A 20570-nucleotide genomic window follows, 5' to 3' on the forward strand; every position below is an offset into this window, starting at 1 on the left:
TTACCCTTTTAAAATAAATGATTTTTATGTAGATGATATGAAGATATTCATTCAAACCGAAATTTGGTGCCGGAGCAGAAATAAATGAACGCCGATGAATAAAAGTATCATAAAAAAAGATGCTTCCAACCAGGATAATGGAAAAGTTTTATGATGATAAAATAAACAACAACAAGAATAATTCCCTGTAGTATCAGAATAAAATCCGGCTTTTTGTTTTGGAAATATCTGTAAATCCCTGCTGCCGCAAGATAGGTTAATGTGAAAGGAATATAATCGGGTCTTGTGAAAGTAATGGCAAAAAGAACTGAAAACATGACCCACGAATTCCACTTTTTTAATAATCCGATAATGAACAGCAAAAGAATCTGAACAATGAACATATCGGGCGTCGCGACTCTTGACATATACGTCATTGGTGGTAAAAGCAGTACTCCTACAGTCAATATTACAGCAAGAATATAGTTTTCGGGAAAAATGATTTTTAATATAAAAAAGATCATGATCCCGGAAATAAAATAGGAAAAGACACTTAATAATGTCACAGAATCCGGTGAGGAAAAGCCGACCTCATACAGAAGTAAAATCGCCAGATTATAGCCAACTTTGATCTGGAAATAAGGCAATTGTTCGATAAAAGCTTGCGTATTATTTGCAAAAGCCTGTCGGGCTTTGTCGGCAGGCTTTAGTATTCCTAAAATATCTCTGAACTCGTATTCAGGAGCTTTTTTCTTTATTTCCGTATAGGTAAGTCTGCGAATTTTATCCGGAGAATCGGGAAATTTTAAGGTATATAAACATCCGATATATCCCGGCATATCCCAATCGTAGACTCTGTTTTTATAGTTCCAGAAGCTAAGCGCAGCAACAATGATTACAATAAAGAAAAAGGAAATCTTCCATTTTGACTTCATGGAATTCTTGAAATTTGGATTATAAATCTTCGGCTTCTGCCAAAAGTTCCACAATATCTTTTACTTCAACTTCATGGTTTTTATTGAAATGCTTTACGCCATCCGTCATCATTGTATTACAGAACGGACAACCGGTAGCAATTACTTTAGGCCCGAAAGACAAAGCTTCTTCAGTTCTCTCGATATTGATATCTTTATTTCCTTTTTCAGGTTCTTTAAACATCTGAGCGCCCCCGGCACCGCAGCAAAGTCCGTTGGATTTGCAGCGCTTCATTTCGACAAGTTCTGCATCAAGTTTTTCCAGTAAAACTCTTGGTGCTTCGTATTCATTATTTGCTCTTCCCAAATAACATGGATCATGGAAGGTAATTTTCTTACCGCTGAAAGCACCTCCTTCAATTTTCAGTCTGCCTTCTTCCATTAAATTTCTCAGAAACTGCGTATGATGAATCACCTCGTAATTTCCACCAAGTCCGGGGTATTCATTTTTGAGTGTATTGAAACAATGCGGACAGGCGGTAACAATTTTTTTCACCTCATATGCATTAAGAACTTCAATATTCGTTAAAGCCATCATCTGGAAAACAAACTCATTTCCCGCCCGTTTCGCAGGATCTCCGGTACAACTTTCTTCCTGCCCTAAAACAGCGAATTCAACGCCAATTTTATTTAATATTTTGCAAAATGCTTTCGTAATTTTTTTGGCACGGTCATCAAAACTTCCCGCACAACCAACCCAAAACAGAACTTCGGGTGATTTTCCTTCGGCAGCATATTCTGCCATTGTTTTTATGTTGAAATCCATTTTAATTCAGTTTACCAATATATCAATGTAACAGTTTACCAATGATTGTTACATCGTTACATTTTTACATTGTTATATTAATTATCTTTTGCCCAGTTCAGACGGTCAGCCTGATTGTACTGCCATGGGGCAGCATTGTTTTCTACATTGGTCATCATCAGATTCAGTTCCTGTGGTGCAGCAGACTGTTCCATTACCAGGAATCTTCTCATTTCGAAAATAATAGAAAGTGGATCAAGCAATACCGGACAAGCTTCTGTACATGCATTACATGTAGTACAGGCCCATAATTCTTCTTTTGTGATATAATCATTCAGAAGTTTTTTTCCGTCATCTTCAAATTTTCCGTTTTTATCGATGTTTCGACCAACTTCTTCCAGACGGTCTCTGGTTTTCATCAGAATCAATCTCGGAGATAATTTTTTACCTGTAATATTGGCCGGACAAACGGCTGTACAGCGTCCGCATTCAGTACATGAATAAGCATTTAACAGCTGTACCTGGTTCAAATCAAAAATATCTTCCGCTCCAAATTTTGAAGGAGCTTCTTCACCTTCAGCCGGAGCAGCGTATGGATCTGCATTCGGATCCATCATTAATTTAATTTCTTTGGTAACAGAATCCAGATTATTGAATTTCCCTTTCTTTTCAAGATTTGCATACCACGTACTTGGAAACGCTAAAATAATATGCAAATGCTTAGAATAATAGAGGTAATTCATGAAGAACAAAATTCCTACAAAGTGAAACCACCAGGCCGCTCTTTCTATTCCGAATAAAAATCCGTTGTCAAAGCTGAAAACTTCAAATAACGGAACTAAAGTCATCTGACTTACAGGAAAAGATCCAAGCTGTGCAAAATGGTCATAACCTCTTGTCTGTAGAATAAAGTCTGACGAATTCATGGTAAAGAAGGCCATCATTAAGGCGAATTCAATGATAAGAATCCAGTTTGCATCTTCTTTCGGCCAACCGAAAAGCTCTTTCATGTTGAGTCTTTTAACACCGTAAAAATTTCTGCGGATGAAAAAAGCGACTACTCCGATAACCACTAAAAGTGCAAGAACTTCAAGTGTTGCCGTAAAATAGCCATAAAGAGTATTTCCAAATATGGTTGCCAGGAATCTGTGAGTCCCGAAAATTCCGTCAACAACAATTTCAATAAGTTCTATATTAATGATGATAAAACCAACATATACGAAAAGGTGTAAAATTCCTGCTACAGGACGTTTTGTCATTTTGCTTTGGCCCATTGCTACTCTGGCCATGGTTTCCCAACGTTCGCCTTTTCTGTCGTTGCGCTTTATTTCACGTCCTAATCTGATGTTTCTGTATATCTTTTGCAGACTTTTTGCAAACAGCCCAAAACCAGCAACTAATAAAATCAGAAAAATAATATGAGCGATATATTGCATGGATTACTTATTAGTCTTTACTATTTTTCCCAAATACCGAGAAATTTACATATCTCTTAGGATTTGCTTTTACGTCCTCGATTAAAGAATTCAGATTTGTGGATGCAGAATTAAGATTATTGTACAACTGCTCATCTTTCATAAGCTTTCCTAAACTACCCTCTCCATTATTAATTCCGGCAACAACATTGTTAAGCTTACCAACAGTTTCATCAAGATTGGCAATGGTCTCATTAAGCTTCTTGGTATCGATACTTTCCGCTAAATTTCCATATTTATCTAAAGTAACTTTTCCACTTTGCATCGTAAGACTTGCATCATCCAAAACCTTCTGAAGCTTAGGATCATTATGTCCTACAAGACTGTTCACACTACCTGCAGTAGTCTGTAAAGCAGCCACCGTTTTATTAAGATTAGCCAATAATAATCTGATTTCTTCTCTGTTCTGTGCATTAACCACCTGATTGGCATTAGACATCAAAGAATCCACTCTATAAAGAACAGTTTGCAGCTGATCTTTTACAGGACCTACCTGAGAAGAAAGACTTCCTAATGTCCCCAATTTGAAGGCACCCTTTAATGTATCACCATCCTTGGCAGTAACACCACCATACATAAGGTTGATTCTCATTTCTTTTCCGGACATTAATCCCGGTTCAAAAATTTCAAGGGTAGAATTCTTAGAAAATTCAAAATTATTATCAACCGTAATTTTTACAAGAAAATCAATTTTCCCATCTTTGGAGGTATGCGGAATAATCTTGTCAACCTGCCCGACTTTCAATCCGTTGATTGAAACAGGTGCAGATTGAGCCAGCCCCTCCACGTTATCATATTTTGCATAAAATATATTATCGGTAGTAAAAAGGCTTCTGCCTTTCATAAATTGAAATAACACCACAAAGCCAGCTATGGCTAGAAGTGCGATCACACCAGCTTTTAATTCTTTACTGAACTTCACTTGCTAATTTTTTTCTAATGAGCAAATATACTACATTTAAATTAATGTTTTTCTCTATTGCTCTGCGTTAAACACAAAAAAAACGGCAAAAACTTTGCCGCTTTTTTATCTTTTTGAAAAATAATTTTTTATTGTTGCTGAGAACCCAATTTGTTCCAGATCTCAATTCTGTAATCATCGATATCAGCATTATCCTGCAAGCTCTTTAACCAAGCCTGTCCGAACATACCTGCATTTCTCTGGGTAACAGACTCTGTGAACTGTTTAAGATCTCCAGGTTGTTTATTTGTTGTTTCATTCTTTTTAATCAAAACATAAACTCCGGTTCCACCTTCAACAGGATTAGAGATTTTACCTTTCGCTACACCAAATGCAGCTCCGGCTACTTTAGGTTCCATGGAGCCTGCTACTGAAGGATTCAATAAATTAACTTGTGCAGATTGCTTGGTTGTCCCGAATTGTTTTGCGATCTGATCAAGGTTTCCTGCCTTACCAATTTTCTCAGAAATCTGTTTTGCCGCCAATTTGTTTTTTACGACAATTTCAATCTGATCTCTTACAGATTCAGGATCTGCGGTACCTTTTGCCTGTTTACCGTTTAAGTAAACCACAATTTTATCACCGGTTCCATCAACGGTAAAGAATTCAGTATCTCCTTTTTCTCTCTTTTTATCAAAAGCCCAAGCCAGAATTTCACCATCTTTCTCTGTTCCTAGACCTTGAAGCTGACCGTCAAATCTTTTTGCCTGTTTTGGATTGGAGAATTGATAATTTCCTTTTTTAGCAATATTCACGAAATCGTTGAAAGATTTCCCCTGAATCTGTTGAATAAATCTTCTTGCTTTTTTATCTGTATCTGCTTCTGTAGCATCTGAAGGCTTAACTGCTTTTACAAGGTTAGCAACTTTATAGCTCATTGCTCCTGGTTTTTTATCCTCAATATTAATGATATGGTATCCGAACTGAGTTTCTACCACACCTGTTGCACCTTTAGGATTGTTCGCTAAATACGTTAAGAATTCAGGAACGAAAGGCGTTTCAGGAGTCGTCCATCCTAAGCTTCCGCCCTGAGCCGCAGAATTTGGATCGTTTGAAAGCTTAAGGAATTCTGTAAATTTACCAGGATTGGCTTTTACAATAGCTCCGATAGAATCTGCAAGTTTTTTAGCCTGTTCTTTAGATCTTGTAACACCTTCTCCTGCCGGGCTTCCTTTAAAAGCAATTAGGATATGTCTTGATAATGTAGAATCTGAAGTCTTTTTATCTAAAAGTTTAGAAACTACATAGAAGTTCTGTTCTTTGTAAGGCCCAAAAGTTTGCCCGATAGCAGCAGAAGGAATCTGCGCCTGAATAGTCTGCGGCAATTGATTAGGCTTCATATACTGAGGATTGTAAGGCATATCAGAATTTGCCATTACAAACATAGAATCGTTTTTAGTATTCTGGAAATTCTCGGTACCTCCACTCGCATCAGTACCTCCGGAAAACAGTTTATTGATTTCTTTCTGTGCCGCCGCATCATCCGCAGCGCTTGGCTGAGAAGGAAAAAAAGACAATTCCAAGATTTCTGCTTTCTTCAGCTTTAAACATTACAGGATGCTGCTTGATATAGTTTGCCAGATCTTCAGTGGTAACTTTAATGTTGTTTTTCTGAAGATAAGTCGCATAATCAATTTTTACGAAGTCGATATCAGCCAGCTGATCTCTTTGCTTCATCAATTCTTCAGCTTCTTTCTTTCCTGTTGTGATCCCTGTAGAAATATTAGCAAACACCTGTCTCGCCATCAATCGGTATTCGATTGATTTTCTGGTTTTCAACCACTGGTTGTATCCTTCCGGCGATGTAGCCTTCATGTCTTCGATCTGTTTTTTAAGCTCCTGGGTCTTAAAATTACCTTTTTCATCGAAAAATTGCTTCTGCTGAGCAAACATCTGATCATACTGAAGTTGATTCCAGAAATAATCTTCCGTCATTTCAAAGCCAAGTTTTTCGAATTGTTGTTTGATCAATTTAGATTGTACCAACAACTGCCAGGCCTGTTCTTCAAGACCAGCTTTCGGCTGCCCCTGTTGTTCCGCCTGCTGCTGTAGCACGAAAAGTTGATCGTTAAACTCTTCCCGGGTAATTTTCTCACCATTTACTTTTCCTAAAACATCAGGATTTTTACCAAAAACCTTATCGATACTATCCGGGTTTACAAGGAACGCCAAAAGCGCCAATGCAATTACTCCCATCAAAAGCCAAGGCTTACTCCTAATTTGTCCTAAAATTGCCATTATATAAATTATAGTTTTTTATCAGTGTGCGAAAATACACATTTTTAAGAAATTACGGAAATCCTAGTTCTTTATTTTAATTTTTAAAATTTAATTTTTGTAAAAAAAGGAAATTTTGACCGTATTTTTTAGTAAAAAACAAATGGCATAGCTCTTGTGTCATAAAAACTCACATCGTATGCAATATGCTTTTTAACATATATTGCAGCATTTTACGTTAACGAATTAAAACGGCAATGACAATTTGTCATTCGATTTACTATGACAGAATTTGAAGATATAAGTTTAGAAGAAATGATAAGCGAAGGATTTGATATTGTAGCCGAAGAGATCAATCTTTCTGATCTTTCAGAAACAGAGAAGAATTCCGGACAAAAAATATTTCCTATACTTCCGGTAAGAAATATGGTGATGTTTCCCAATGTTGTCATTCCTATTACTGCAGGAAGAAAGGCATCCATACAGCTTCTTGAGGAAGCTCAGAAAAACGGCGATTTTATAGGGATTATAAGCCAGAAAAATTCAGATCTGGAGCAACCTTCCGAAAAAGATATTTACCAGATAGGAACTTTAGCGAAGATCATTAAAATCATTAAGCTCCCGGAAGGTAATATTACGGCAATTACAAAAGGTTTTCACCGATTTAAGGTAAAAAAAATTGTTTCAACGCAGCCTTATTTTAAAGCTGAAATTTCAAAATTAAAAGATTCAAAACCGAAGAACAAGGAAGAATATGACGCCTTACTTGAAAATGTAAAAGATCTTGCTTTAAAAATTATTGAGCTAGATCCGAACATTCCGAACGCTGCAAATTTTGCTATTAAAAACATCAACAATAATGATGATCTGCTGAATTTCATCTGTACCAATTCAAACTTTCCGTCGCTCGAAAAGCAGAAACTTCTTGAGGAAAAAAACCTGATGGAAAGAGCAAACAAGTGCTACGAAATGATGCATGAAGATTTCAGAAAGCTGGAATTGAGAAATCAAATTCATCAGAAAACTTCAAAAGACCTGGATAAGCAGCAGAGAGAATATTTTCTAAACCAGCAAATCAGAACCATTCAGGAAGAACTTGGCGGCGGCCCTGAAAGCGATGTTGAAGAGCTTGTTGTAAAAGCAAGAAAAAAATCATGGAGCGAAGAAGTGGAAGAGCACTTTCAGAAAGAGATCAGCAGACTTCAACGTCAGAATCCCAATTCTCCGGATTATAATGTTCAGAGAAACTATCTGGATTTCTTCACCGATCTTCCGTGGGATACTTTTACAAAAGATACTTTTGACATCGAAAGGGCTCAGAAAATTTTAGATAAAGCCCATTTCGGACTGGAAGATATCAAGAAGAGAATTCTGGAACATATGGCTGTTTTAAAGCTTAAAAACAATATGAAATCTCCGATTCTTCTTTTGGTAGGGCCTCCGGGAGTCGGTAAAACCTCTCTTGGAAAATCCGTTGCCGATGCTTTGGGAAGAAAATATGTGCGCGTTTCTTTGGGCGGGCTTCATGATGAAAGTGAAATCCGTGGCCATAGAAAAACCTATATTGGAGCAATGGCAGGAAGAATTCTGCAATCTATTAAAAAAATCCGGGACCTCTAATCCTGTGATTGTGCTTGATGAGATTGATAAAGTAGGAAAAGGCATGCATGGCGATCCCAGCTCAGCGCTTTTAGAAGTACTTGACCCTGAACAAAATAAATCTTTTTACGACAACTTCCTGGAAATGGGATACGATTTGTCGAAGGTAATGTTTATTGCAACGGCAAATTCACTTTCTACCATTCAGACGCCTTTGCTGGACAGAATGGAAATCATTCAGATTGCAGGATATACGCTGGAAGAAAAAATTGAAATCGCAAAAAGACATTTAATAAAAAAACAGCAGGAAGAAAACGGACTGGATTCTAAATCGTTTAAGCTTGGAAATAATGAGCTTAAGCACATTATTGAAGCACACACCTCGGAAAGCGGTGTTAGGACCTTAGAAAAAAGACTCGCGGCTATTGCACGCTGGGTTGCCCTTCAAACTGCTTTGGTAAAAGAATATGACTCAAAAATCTCTATTGAAAAAATAGATGAAATTCTGGGAGTGCCAAGGCCTAAAAGCCTGTCGGAACTTACAGATGTTCCCGGAGTAGTCACTGGTCTTGCCTGGACAAGTGTAGGTGGAGATATTTTGTTCATAGAAAGTATTATCAGCAACGGAAAAGGCGCACTAACCATGACAGGAAATCTGGGAACAGTAATGAAAGAATCAGCAACCATAGCACTGGAATACATTAAGGCAAAACATGATGTCCTGGGAATTTCGCAGGATGATATCGAAAAGAAAAACATCCACGTTCACGTTCCTGAAGGGGCAACTCCCAAAGACGGTCCGTCTGCAGGTATTGCCATGCTGACATCAATGGTTTCTTCGTTTAAAAATAAAAAAGTAAAACCTCATCTTGCGATGACCGGCGAAATCACACTGAGAGGAAAAGTACTTCCTGTGGGCGGAATCAAAGAAAAACTTCTTGCTGCAACAAGAGCAGGAATAAAAGAAGTCATTCTTTGTGAAGCTAACAGAAAGGATGTAGAGGAAATCAAAAAAGATTATCTGAAAAATCTGAAAGTTCATTATGTAAACTGGATGAATGAAGTTCTGGAACTAGCGCTGGAAAAATAACATATTCACTTTCTTAATAAAAAAACACATCTCACACTAGGATGTGTTTTTTTATTGTGTAAACTCAAACGAAAGCATGATGTGGCATGGAATTTTCTGATCTCAAAATAATTCACAATAAAACTCTTCTAATCGGGAGGGTTTTGTTATTTTTATACAACAGTTTTGAAATTATGAATTTTCTTCGACTTCCTTTTCTTGTAAAGCTTACGCTGGTTGTAATTTCCATCATTGGTATCGGATATCTTCTGGCTCTTGGACAAAGCATTTTGGCACCTTTTTTCCTGGCATTTCTTATGGCCATGATATTCTTGCCGCTTGCCAATTTTCTGGAACAGAAATTAAAATTCCCCAGATCATTTTCTACTATTTTCTCGGTAATGATTTTGCTGATTGTTATTACAGGACTCATTTTTTTCTTTGGTTCCCAGATTTCCAGCTTTAGCAGAGACATTCCCCAGCTTACCGAACAGGCAACCAATGTTTTTCATGATCTGCAAAGATGGGTTTCTAAAACATTCAATGTAAAAATTGATGAGCAGTTTACCTATTTGGATGAGGGATTAAAGAAACTCTTATCCTCTACCGGAATTATCTTAGGATTTACTTTCGGAATTTTCTCCAGTGGGTTAGGTTTTTTGGCATTTTTCATCCTGTTTTTTATATTTATTTTAAATTACAGGAGAATTTTAAATAATTTCATCGTCAATGTTTTTACCGAAAAGCACAAAAGCAGTGTTCAGGAAGTAGTTTCAGAAGTCAGAATAATGACAAAAAGATACATCATAGGCCTGTGTCTTCAGATTATTATTGTTTCTGTACTTACAACTATACTTCTTACCATTCTGGGAGTAAAATACGCCATATTGTTGGGCGTTCTCACCGGTTTATTAAATGTAATTCCTTACATAGGTGTTTTTATTTCGCTTCTTATTTCATGTTTCATTGCCTTTGCAACCACTACTCCATCCACATGTATTTATGTAGCAATAGGATATGTGATTGTACATGCTATCGACGGAAATATTATACTTCCTTTTGTAGTAGGATCGAAAGTGAAAATCAACGCTTTGTTTTCCTTTATCGGAATTCTGGTTGGGGAACATCTTTGGGGGATAGCAGGTATGTTTCTGTGTATTCCGGCCATTGCTATTATTAAAATTATTTTTGAAAGAGTTGAAGGATTAAAACCTTGGGGAAAATTACTTGGCGAAGAAGAAAAAATCAATAAAAAGAAAAAAACCTACAAAATTTCTAAAAATATTACTTTGAAGGAAATGGATTGATTAACAATTTATATCGTGAGTAATTAAATTTCATTTAAAATATAAAGAAAGCCTTCAAATTTCATGAAGGCTTTTGTTCTTTTTAAGCAGGAAGTGCACAAAGTGGATTTCTCCTATTAGGACACAGCTGATCGCAAGGAATATAAGTTTGCGAATCCGGGCAATATCCTATATTCGGATCATCACCTCCTTTAATTGATTTTAAATTCTTACGACTTAACTTTTGAAGATTTTTCATAGTAAATTTTTTAATTGTAATCTAAACAAATATATAAAATCAATTGATACAAAAAATAAAAATATTTCCCAAAACAGAGAGTCCGCTAAATTTATCTAATTTTGAATCAGCGGATTATATTTTTATTTAACTTTAATAAAAAATAATTTTTATGAAAGCTGTTAAATTTATTCTGTCGCTTCTTTTTGGCTTAATGTTTATTAATGCCGGATTAAACAAGTTTTTTAATTATATGCCAATGGAAAAGCCTACTCCCGAGCAAATGAAAATCTTCAGTGCCTTCGGCGAGATTGGCTGGCTAATGCCTCTTGTAGGAATTGTTGAAATAATTGGAGGCATACTTTTTATCTTTCCAAAAACAAGAGCATTGGGAGCCATTGTTATTTTGCCTGTCATGGTAGGAATTGTAGCACATGTGTTTACTTTGGATAAATCAACAAGTATGATGGCTACTGTTGGAGTCATGTTTCTTATCAACCTCTGGATGATTGTTGATAATAAAGAGAAATATAAGCATCTCGTAAGCTGATAAAAATGTGAATGGTCAATTGTCAATTCGCTTTGCTTGTCAATTTTAAAAATCGACTTGCGAAGCAAAATTCACAATTGACCATTGATATTAAACAAACGCACTGAAACCGGTAATCGATCTTCCGACAATCAGTGAATTGATTTCTTTTGTTCCTTCATAGGAATAAATCGCTTCGGCGTCGGCAACAAATCTCGCCACATCATATTCCAGCAAAATTCCGTTTCCGCCCATAACTTCGCGGGCTCTGGAAACAATATCCCTTGTCCTCATGGTACAAAAAACTTTAGCCAAAGAAGCATGTTCATCTTTTAAAATTCCTTCATCCTGCATTTCTGAAAGTCTGAAAACCATCGTCTGCATCGCCGTTAAATTCGACAGCATTTCCACCAGATGCCCCTGAATCATCTGGAAAGAAGCAATCGGCTTCCCGAACTGTTCTCTTTTTCGGGTATAGTCTAATGCACTTTCATACGCACCTCTTGCACAACCTGTTGCCATCCACGCAACGCCGGCCCTCGTCATTCTCAAAACTTTTGCCGTGTCTTTAAATGAGTTGGCATTTTGCAGACGGTTTTCTTCCGTTATTAAGCAGTCTTTTAAAGTAATCAATCCGTTCTGAACAATTCTTAAAGCCATTTTTCCTTTAATTTTCTCCACGGAATAACCGGGATTATCTTTTTCAACAATGAAACCTTTCACTTCTCCGTCATCCAAATCTCTCGCCCAGATGATAATAATATCAGCAAATGTCGCATTTCCGATCCATTTTTTTTGTCCGTTTAAAATCCATCCGTTGGGAGTTTTTTTACAGGTTACCGTTAATCCACCTGCTGCTCCGGAACCCACTTCAGGTTCCGTTAAGCCAAATGCACCGATTTTCTCAAACTTTTGCATTTGAGGAAGCCATTTCTGTTTTTGCTCTTCAGATCCGCAGATATAAATCGAGCCCATGGAAAGCCCGGACTGCACCCCAAAGAAAGTCGCAATAGAAGCATCAACCCTCGCCATTTCCATGGCCAAAACACCTTCCATCAAAAAAGGCATTCCCGGACAACCGTAACCTTCATAAGTAACACCACAAATATTCAGCTTCTGAAATTTAGGAATTAATTCATGCGGAAATTCGTCTCTCAGCCAGTAATGGTTCACCAGAGGTTTCACTTCTTTTTCCATGAAGTCTCTTACTTTAAGCTGAATTTCCCTTTGCTCCGGGCTTAAGGTATGATAGATATCGTAAAAATCTCCATCGATCGGCGGAAGATCTTTCTTTTTTTATCAGGATCAAGCATTTTCATCATGCCTTTCAATTGCTTATCATCCAGCTTAGAAAAGTTCTCCATTAATTTGGGAAGATTTACTTTTTGGGAAATAGTACTCAGCTGATCAAAATCAATGGATCTGAATAATTCTATAGCGTTTCGGATTTTAGAAAAGGTATTAGACATATTATTTGAAATTTAATTTGTAAAACATCAGCAAAAATCAATCCGACGTGGTATTAATACAGAGAGATCAATTTACAAATACCTGATTTAAAGACATTTAATTATTATATATTTATTTACAAAGCTTTTACGTGTGATTTTCAAATATTACAAATGATTCCGCCTGAACTTTGGATTAAGCAAAACATTAAAAAAATAAATCTATGAAAACAACGTACATCAGACTATCATTAGCAAGCGCTCTTTTATTGGGAATTTATTCATGTAAAAAAGGAGAAACAACGGCAGATTATGATGCTAGCACGAGTGCAGATTCTACAGCTGCAATTGTTTCAGACAGTATTTCATCTGCAGCAACGATGAGCGTAAAAGACAAACAGTTCATTAAAACCGCTAATGTAAATATGGAAGTAAAAGATGTTTATAACGCGACTATTTCCATTGAAAAATCGGTACAGGAACTTGGAGGATTTGTAACACACAGTGATCTGAAAAGTACTGTTATTTCGGAAGACACTTATAATACATCGGATAAGGAAGCCATGCTGATCAAAAAATATCAATCAGAAAACATGATGCAGGTAAGAGTTCCGACTGCTAAGCTTGGTGAATTACTAACTTTAATAAATGACAAAAAGCTATTTCTTAATTCAAGATCCATTCATGCAGAAGATGTGACTTCAGGGATAAAATATGCTGAGCTGGAAGGAAAAAGAATTAAAAAAACCGAAGAAAATATTGACAAACTGAAGACCAATAAAGATAAAGTCAATATGAGCAATGAAAATATGGAGGAAGCCAATCAACAGCAACTGGCAAACATGGATGTAACCGATAATTTAAAATATAGTACCGTCGATATTTACATTAAAGAACCTAAAGTAAGAGTTGCCACAATCGCTATTACCAACACCAAGAGCATTGATGATCAATATAAGTTTGATTTTGTATATGGCGCAAAATCAGCATTTGTGGAAGGCTTTTACTTAATACAAAAAATTGTAGTCGGATTGATTACTATTTGGCCAATTATATTAATCGGAGCGGTAATCGTTTATGTTGTAAGAAAAAGAAAACCTGCTAAAAAGCACCAGCCTACCACTGAAACATAAGCTATCCTAACCTTCGGGTTATCAATATATATTTCAACTTAAAACCTCTGGAAAAGTCCGGAGGTTTTATGCTTAAAATTTTCTCTTTAAAATTTCTGGTTTTGTTTTATGAAGATGGAGAATAAGTTCACCAAAAAGCGTATTAGCCCATGCAAACCACGATCTTGTAAAATCTTTGGGATTGTCGACATCAAAAGATTCATGAATAAATCCTGTTCCGGCATGAGTGGCTTTAAGCATTTTTAAACAGGAAACAATTTCTTCATCGTCATCGGTCGTTAAAGCCTGCATAATTAATCCGAGCGGCCAGATTTTATGTTCTCCGATGTGCGGCCCGCCGATTCCTTTAGCAAATTTTCCTTCACTGAACCACGGATTTGTCTTACTTAAAGAAAATTTTCTTGTATTTTGGTAAATCTCATCATCTTTTGAAGCGTAACCTAAATAAGGAATCGACAACAAATTCGGAACATTCGCGTCATCCATAAATAAAGCATTTCCGAAACCATCAATTTCCAGAGCATAAATTTTTCCGGCTTCAGGATGCTGCAAAATTGCATACTTCCGAATGGCTTCATCCACTTCAGCAGCCAACGCATTGAATTGAGCGGAAGAATTTTCATCTTTTAAAACTTTAGAAAAAATTTCAGCAGTTTCACGTAAAGAAACCACTGCAAACATATTCGAAGAAACTAAAAGCGGGTAGAAAGTAGCATCGTCGGAAGGCCTGAACATAGAATGAATCAGTCCGACTTTCTTTGTCGGATTTCCGTAGCCACCGGCATATTGCGTATCCAAAGGGTTTCCATTTGCACGCTGAAATTTATATGGCCCTTTTGAATCTTTTCGCTGCTGATCTTTAAAGGTCTGTAAAATCAGGTGCATCGCCTTCTTCCAATCTGCATCAAAGACAGAAGAATCTCCGGTTGCTTTCCAGTAATTGTAAGACAAACGCATCACGTAGCATAAAGAATCTACTTCCCATTTCCGTTCATGAATTCCCGGTTTCATATCGGTGAGATCTTCTTTCCATTCACTTATTTTATGGGCATCATCGAAAAATGCATTGGCATAAGAATCAAGAAGAACACATTCAATCTGTTTATTGATGACTCCTTTCAGCAGTTGTTTCAGTTTTTCATCTTCGTTGGCAAGACTCAAATAAGGATAAACCTGCGCCGAAGAATCCCGAAGCCACATCGCATCAATATCTCCTGTAATGACATAGGTGTACGGTTTATTGTTTTTATAATAAAATTTTACAGTCGTATCTAATGTATTGGGAAAGCAGTTTTCGAACATCCAGCCCAATTCTTCATCAGCAATTGTTTTTTTTATGGTTTTAATTGTTTTCTCAACGGCTTCGGAGGTAAACTTCCTATGATCCGGATGGGGTCTTTTAGAAACATAATCGTTTATGATTAAAAATTTTGCAGATGTTGGTATGGCAAGAAAACCGAATCCTATTCCTGACTTTTTTTATAAATTCTCGTCTGTTGATCATTGTGTTGATTAAAATTTGATTTTAAAAATAATAATTTTAAACGTAATGCGAACTTGTCAATTCATTTTTAATTATCCATTAACATCATTGGAGTAAAATTCCGTAAATTTGCAAATCAACAATCCGTTACGGAGATTTAGCGATCAGCGATGCTGAATTTCCTGTCTTAAAACCTTAATTCTAAATATATGCTATCAAAAATAAATCCTGCCCAAACCAACAGCTGGAAAGCGCTCGACGAAGAATTTACTAATAATGATTTTGATTTAAGAAGTCTTTTTAAAGATAATGAAAATCGTTTTAATGAATTTTCTATTAAAAGAACTAATTTTTTATTTGATTATTCTAAAAACTTAATGGATTCTAAAGTAAAGAATCTTTTATTAAATCTTGCGGAAGAATGCGAATTGAAAGATGCTATTTCCAAAATGTTCTCCGGTGATAAAATCAACGAAACAGAAGGAAGAGCAGTTCTGCATACAGCTTTGAGGGATTTTTCCGATAGAGAAATTATAGTAGACGGAGAAAACATCAAACCTCAGATCAAAAGGGTTTTGGATCACATGAAATCTTTCTCGGAAAGTATTATTTCAGGAACTCACAAAGGTTTCAGCGGCAAAGAAATTACTGACGTTGTGAACATCGGAATCGGAGGTTCAGATTTGGGTCCTGTTATGGTAGTTTCTGCCTTGAAGCATTTTAAAACAAGGTTAAACATTCATTTTGTTTCTAATGTAGACGGAAATCATATTGCAGAAGTTGTAAAGAATTTAAATCCTGAAACCACTTTATTTATTGTGGCTTCCAAAACATTTACGACACAGGAGACAATGACGAATGCCCATTCAGCAAAAGACTGGTTTTTAAAGGCTGGAAAACAAGAAGATGTAGCCAAACACTTCGTTGCTTTATCCACTAATATTCAAGCTGTTAAAGACTTCGGAATCGCGGAAGAGAATATCTTTGAATTCTGGGATTGGGTTGGCGGAAGATATTCGCTTTGGAGTGCAATCGGCTTAAGCATTGTTCTTGCTGTAGGATATGAAAATTTTGAACAATTATTAAGAGGAGCTTACGATACAGACCAGCATTTTCAAACAGCAGATTTTGCTGAAAACGTTCCAGTTTTAATGGGTCTGATTGGTATTTGGTACCGTAATTTTTATGCCGCTACAACAGTCGCAATCCTTCCATATTCTCAATATTTAGATAGATTTCCGGCATATTTTCAGCAGGGAGATATGGAAAGTAACGGAAAGTGTGTCGATAGAAACGGTGAATTTGTAGAATATGAGACAGGACCAATTATCTGGGGAGAGCCGGGAACTAATGGACAGCATGCTTTCTACCAATTAATTCATCAGGGAACAGAATTGATTCCTGCAGATTTTATTGCCTATGCAAAAAGTCCAAATAAAGTTTCTGATCATCAGGATAAATTATTAGCGAACTTTTTCGCTCAGACCGAGGCACTTGCGTTCGGAAAAACAGAGCAAGAAGTAGAAGCAGAATTAAGAACTTCCGGAAAATCTGACGAGGAAATTGAGTTTTTATTAAATTATAAAGTCTTCCAGGGAAATACGCCTACCAACTCTATATTATTCAATGAATTAACTCCTTTTTCACTAGGACAATTAATTGCGTTGTATGAGCATAAAATTTTCGTTCAGGGTGTAATCTGGAACATTTTCAGCTTCGACCAGTTTGGTGTGGAATTAGGAAAAGTTTTAGCCAATAAAATTTTGCCGGAACTTGAAAATAATGAGAACATTAGCTCTCACGATACTTCAACAAACGGATTGATTAATTATTATAAAGCCAACAGATAACTGTTGCAGATTTTCATTAATTTTGATTAAAAATAAAGATATGAGTACCATTACGATACATCTCAAAGATAAAGAAGAGGAAACTTTAATGGAGAATCTTTTAAAAAGAATGAAAATCAACTTTGAGAAAAATGAGGATGAATTTGAGTTAACCGATGAAATGAAAAGAGTGATTGATGAACGGAAGGCTAAAAATCATAAAGAATTTACGCCAGCTAGAGATTTTCTTAAAAAAATAAAAAAAAATCATGGCATTTGAAATCTTCCAATATCCTGAAGCAAATCAGGATATTTTAGACGCCATAGATTATTATAAAACGATTTCTAATTCAATAGTATCAAATTTTGAAAAGCAATTGTCAAAAGCATATGATCAGCTGGAAGGAAATCCTTTTTTTCAAATTCGTTATGATGACGTAAGAGTACTTCCTATAAAAAAAGTTTCCTTACATTATTTTATTTCACATAGATGAAATTCAAAAACACGTTTATGTAATTTCCGTTTTCTGTACTCATCAGAATCCGGAAAAATATCCTTAAAAATCTAATAATAAAAGTAATAAATAAAAATGGCAGAAATTCTTGACGGATTAAAAATATCCAAAGAAATAAAACAGGAAATCAAGGCTGAAGTTGAAAAGATCGTTGCAGGTAAAAGAAGAGCGCCGCATCTGGTAGCCATTCTTGTAGGAAACAATGGAGCAAGCAAAGCGTATGTCAATTCAAAAGTAAAAGACTGCGAAGAAGTTGGCTTTCAATCAAGCTTAATTAAATTTCCAAGTACGGTTTCCGAGTCCGAATTATTGGAAAAAATTGATGAATTAAATAAGTCTAAAGCCGTTGACGGATTTATCGTTCAGCTTCCTTTACCCGATCAGATCGATCAGGAAAAAATCATCAATGCTATTGATCCAAGAAAAGATGTTGACGGCTTTCATCCGGAAAATTTCGGAAGAATGGCATTGGAAATGGATACTTTCCTGCCGGCAACTCCATTCGGTATTTTAACATTACTGGAAAGATACAATATTGAAACAAAAGGAAAAGACTGTGTAATCATCGGAAGAAGTAAAATCGTCGGAAGACCGATGAGCATCCTGATGGGAAGAAAAGATTTCCCCGGAAATTCAACCGTTACTCTTACACACTCTTATACCAAAGATATTGAAGAATATACTAAAAAAGCAGACATTGTAATCACGGCTTTAGGTGACCCTCATTTCCTGAAAGGAGATATGATCAAAGAAGGAGCAGTGATCGTTGACGTAGGCATTACAAGAGTAGACGATGACTCTCCGAAAGGATATTATCTGGCAGGTGATGTAGATTTTGACAGCTGTGCTGCAAAAGCTAGCTGGATCACGCCTGTTCCCGGAGGTGTGGGCCCCATGACAAGAGCGATGTTGATGAAAAATACCATCATTGCCTATAAGACTTCGGTCTATAATGACTAAATTTAAAATGAAAATAGAAGAAGATATTTTATTAAAAGAAGGTAAAATGCTCCCTGTAATGGAGCATTTTTACACTCTTCAGGGAGAAGGAGCGCACACCGGAAAGGCAGCTTATTTCATCAGATTGGGCGGATGCGATGTCGGATGCCACTGGTGCGATGTAAAAGAAAGCTGGGATCCGAATCTGCACCCTTTAATGAATTCGGAAGAAATAGCAGAAACAGCTGCAAAACACTGCAAAACAATAGTTTTAACAGGTGGTGAGCCCCTGATGTGGAATCTTGATATTTTAACATCAAGATTAAAAGAGCTGGGCTGTACTATTCATATAGAAACCTCAGGAGCTTATCCGCTGAGCGGGCAGATCGACTGGATCACGCTTTCTCCTAAAAAAACGGGACTGCCAAAAGAAGAAATTTATCAGAAAGCTCATGAACTTAAGGTCATTGTATTTAATAATAATGATTTGAAATTTGCACAGGAACAGGCAGCTAAGGTATCGGATAGTTGTACATTATATCTTCAAAGCGAATGGAGTAAGCGTGATGAGATGTATCCGAAAATCACAGACTTCATTTTAGAACATCCGGAATGGAGAGCATCAGTTCAGACACACAAATATCTGAATATCCCGTAAAAATATGTAAATTAGCTTTTCGTATCCGTTATTATCATAGATGCAGAGAATCCGATACTCCAGATACCTGAAATCGATCATCGCTTTGCTTGACCTTTTGGTTATTGCATCTATCTTCATGTTCTTTTATATAACGAGGAATCAGAATCTTAAACAAAGCCCGGAGATATGGTATCAGAATTCGTTTTCCTTGATATTATTGTTTTTGTTCTGGATGCTTCTGAGTAGCAGAACAAGAATTTATAATATTCCCAGGAATCTCACCTATACCTTGTTTCTGGAACGTCTGCTGATTCATTTTTTACTGTTTATTCTGGGCGTTCTGCTGATTGGAAAAGTCAGCTATAATGTTTTTTTCAACTCAGATATTTACTGGCTTTCATTCTATTTATTCTTCTTCATTTTCTTTGTTAAATCATTGATATTCTTTGGCATAAAATACGTCAGAAGTCTGGGAATCAATCACCGGAATATCATGTTTTTAAATGAAAACAGCTCTACGGAAGTTTTAAAAAACATTTTAAAGGAAAGAAAAGATTACGGATATAAAATTTTTGAATACAAGCATACAGAAATAAAAACGGATGAGCTGATAGAATTCTGGCAAAAGAACGGAATTCACACACTCTTTATCCCTATAGAAAATACGTACAGCCCCGGTACCGAAAAAGAGATTTTCAAATTGGCAGAAGCCCATAAAGTACACATTTCACTAATCCCAAGCATCACTCAAAGCGACTTTTTCCTCTATGATTTAGGGTACATTCAGACACAGCCGGTTCTTAATCAGGCAAAATATCCGCTGGATTTTTACTCCAATTATTTACTGAAAAGAGCTTTTGATATTGTATTTTCCGTTGTCGTCATCATCGGGATCTGTTCATGGCTGTTTCCTGTCATTGCTGTTTTAATTAGAATTTCCTCAAAAGGACCTGTATTTTTTATTCAGGAGCGATATGGTTTTCACGAAGAAGTTTTTAAATGCATTAAATTCCGGACAATGATTGTTAATGACGAGTCTTCAACAAAAACAACTGAGGAAAATGACGTACGAATTACCCGCTTCGGGAAATTTTTAAGAAAAACAAGTCTTGATGAGATGCCACAGTTTATTAATGTTTTAAAAGGTGAGATGTCAATTGTAGGGCCGCGTCCTCATATGCTGGCAGTAGACAATTATTACAAGCCTAAAATAGGAAGATATAGCCTGAGAAGCATGGTAAACCCCGGAATTACGGGACTTGCCCAGGTAAATGGACTGCGTGGTGACGCCGGTGATGTGGAAGTTGAAATGAATAAAAGAGTCCTTGCAGATTCTTTCTATGTAAGAAACTGGAGTTTTACACTGGATATGGTCATCATTTTAAAAACTGTTTTCCTGGTAATCGGTGGAGATAAAAACGCAAAGTAAATATTTTGGTCTACATTATGATATACTAAAATGTGATCGTGAACAGAGCCTGGATCTGGTTTCAATCTTTAATGAATTAAAT

Annotated in this window: 14 protein-coding genes and 3 pseudogenes; 10 read left to right on the forward strand and 7 right to left on the reverse strand. The window is 36.3% G+C overall.

The window, feature by feature from the left end:
* Window positions 1-107: 107 nt before the first annotated feature.
* The 5 genes and pseudogenes from AAHI02_RS12085 to AAHI02_RS12105 form a co-directional block, all read right to left on the reverse strand.
* Window positions 108-914, reverse strand: a complete 807-nt coding sequence (locus AAHI02_RS12085; RefSeq protein WP_346983460.1) for a hypothetical protein — start codon at window positions 912-914, stop codon at window positions 108-110.
* A gap of 19 nt (window positions 915-933) precedes the next feature.
* Window positions 934-1719: a (Fe-S)-binding protein gene (locus AAHI02_RS12090; RefSeq protein ID WP_346983461.1), complete on the reverse strand. Its 786-nt coding sequence runs from the start codon at window positions 1717-1719 to the stop codon at window positions 934-936.
* Between the two features lie 77 nt (window positions 1720-1796).
* Complete coding sequence (locus AAHI02_RS12095) at window positions 1797-3134, reverse strand: 4Fe-4S dicluster domain-containing protein (protein WP_346983462.1); 1338 nt, start codon at window positions 3132-3134, stop codon at window positions 1797-1799.
* A gap of 10 nt (window positions 3135-3144) precedes the next feature.
* Complete coding sequence (locus AAHI02_RS12100; protein WP_346983463.1) at window positions 3145-4095, reverse strand: MlaD family protein; 951 nt, start codon at window positions 4093-4095, stop codon at window positions 3145-3147.
* 128 nt (window positions 4096-4223) lie between these two features.
* Window positions 4224-6372 (reverse strand): annotated as a pseudogene (locus AAHI02_RS12105) (peptidylprolyl isomerase).
* Window positions 6373-6633: 261 nt separating this feature from the next.
* On the opposite strand from AAHI02_RS12105, the pseudogene lon reads away from it, so the two are divergent.
* The 3 genes and pseudogenes from lon (at window position 6634) to AAHI02_RS12120 (ending at window position 11093) form a co-directional block, all read left to right on the forward strand.
* Window positions 6634-9040, forward strand: a pseudogene (gene lon / locus AAHI02_RS12110) (endopeptidase La).
* 173 nt (window positions 9041-9213) lie between these two features.
* Window positions 9214-10326, forward strand: coding sequence for an AI-2E family transporter (locus tag AAHI02_RS12115; protein ID WP_346983464.1), 1113 nt, complete (start codon window positions 9214-9216; stop codon window positions 10324-10326).
* A 389-nt stretch (window positions 10327-10715) separates the two neighbouring features.
* Window positions 10716-11093 (forward strand): DoxX family protein, encoded by a 378-nt coding sequence (locus tag AAHI02_RS12120; RefSeq protein ID WP_346983465.1) that lies wholly within the window; start codon window positions 10716-10718, stop codon window positions 11091-11093.
* A 90-nt stretch (window positions 11094-11183) separates the two neighbouring features.
* On the opposite strand, the pseudogene AAHI02_RS12125 reads toward AAHI02_RS12120, so the two are convergent.
* Window positions 11184-12541, reverse strand: a pseudogene (locus tag AAHI02_RS12125) (acyl-CoA dehydrogenase family protein).
* 203 nt (window positions 12542-12744) lie between these two features.
* Between AAHI02_RS12125 and AAHI02_RS12130 the strand changes: the two are divergent.
* A complete protein-coding gene (locus tag AAHI02_RS12130) occupies window positions 12745-13653 on the forward strand; it encodes a DUF4349 domain-containing protein (RefSeq protein ID WP_346983466.1) in 909 nt (302 codons plus the stop codon).
* A gap of 72 nt (window positions 13654-13725) precedes the next feature.
* Here the strand turns inward: AAHI02_RS12130 and AAHI02_RS12135 are convergent, their stop codons facing one another.
* Complete coding sequence (locus AAHI02_RS12135) at window positions 13726-14955, reverse strand: glycoside hydrolase family 125 protein (RefSeq protein ID WP_346983467.1); 1230 nt, start codon at window positions 14953-14955, stop codon at window positions 13726-13728.
* 390 nt (window positions 14956-15345) lie between these two features.
* Here AAHI02_RS12135 and pgi point away from each other — a divergent pair, with 390 nt between their 5' ends.
* From pgi to AAHI02_RS12165, 6 genes are all read left to right on the forward strand, one after another.
* Window positions 15346-16986, forward strand: coding sequence for a glucose-6-phosphate isomerase (gene pgi / locus AAHI02_RS12140; protein WP_346983468.1), 1641 nt, complete (start codon window positions 15346-15348; stop codon window positions 16984-16986).
* Window positions 16987-17026: 40 nt separating this feature from the next.
* Entirely contained in the window at window positions 17027-17245 is a 219-nt protein-coding gene (locus AAHI02_RS12145; protein WP_346983469.1) for a hypothetical protein, read from the forward strand.
* The gene (locus AAHI02_RS12150) at window positions 17235-17459 is read left to right on the forward strand and encodes a hypothetical protein (protein ID WP_346983470.1); all 225 of its coding nucleotides are present in this window, start codon (window positions 17235-17237) and stop codon (window positions 17457-17459) included. Before AAHI02_RS12145 ends, AAHI02_RS12150 begins: the two co-directional genes overlap by 11 nt.
* A 96-nt stretch (window positions 17460-17555) precedes the next feature.
* On the forward strand, window positions 17556-18440 hold the full coding sequence (locus tag AAHI02_RS12155; protein WP_089856500.1) for a bifunctional 5,10-methylenetetrahydrofolate dehydrogenase/5,10-methenyltetrahydrofolate cyclohydrolase: 885 nt from the start codon (window positions 17556-17558) through the stop codon (window positions 18438-18440).
* 7 nt (window positions 18441-18447) lie between these two features.
* Window positions 18448-19077 carry a 7-carboxy-7-deazaguanine synthase QueE gene (locus tag AAHI02_RS12160; RefSeq protein WP_346983471.1) on the forward strand — a complete coding sequence of 210 codons (630 nt, stop codon included), beginning with the start codon at window positions 18448-18450 and terminating at the stop codon, window positions 19075-19077.
* A 40-nt stretch (window positions 19078-19117) separates the two neighbouring features.
* Window positions 19118-20488 carry an exopolysaccharide biosynthesis polyprenyl glycosylphosphotransferase gene (locus AAHI02_RS12165; protein WP_346983472.1) on the forward strand — a complete coding sequence of 457 codons (1371 nt, stop codon included), beginning with the start codon at window positions 19118-19120 and terminating at the stop codon, window positions 20486-20488.
* Window positions 20489-20570 lie beyond the last annotated feature (82 nt).

This window comes from Chryseobacterium sp. POE27 (assembly GCF_039727685.1).
Classification (GTDB): Bacteria; Bacteroidota; Bacteroidia; order Flavobacteriales; family Weeksellaceae; genus Chryseobacterium.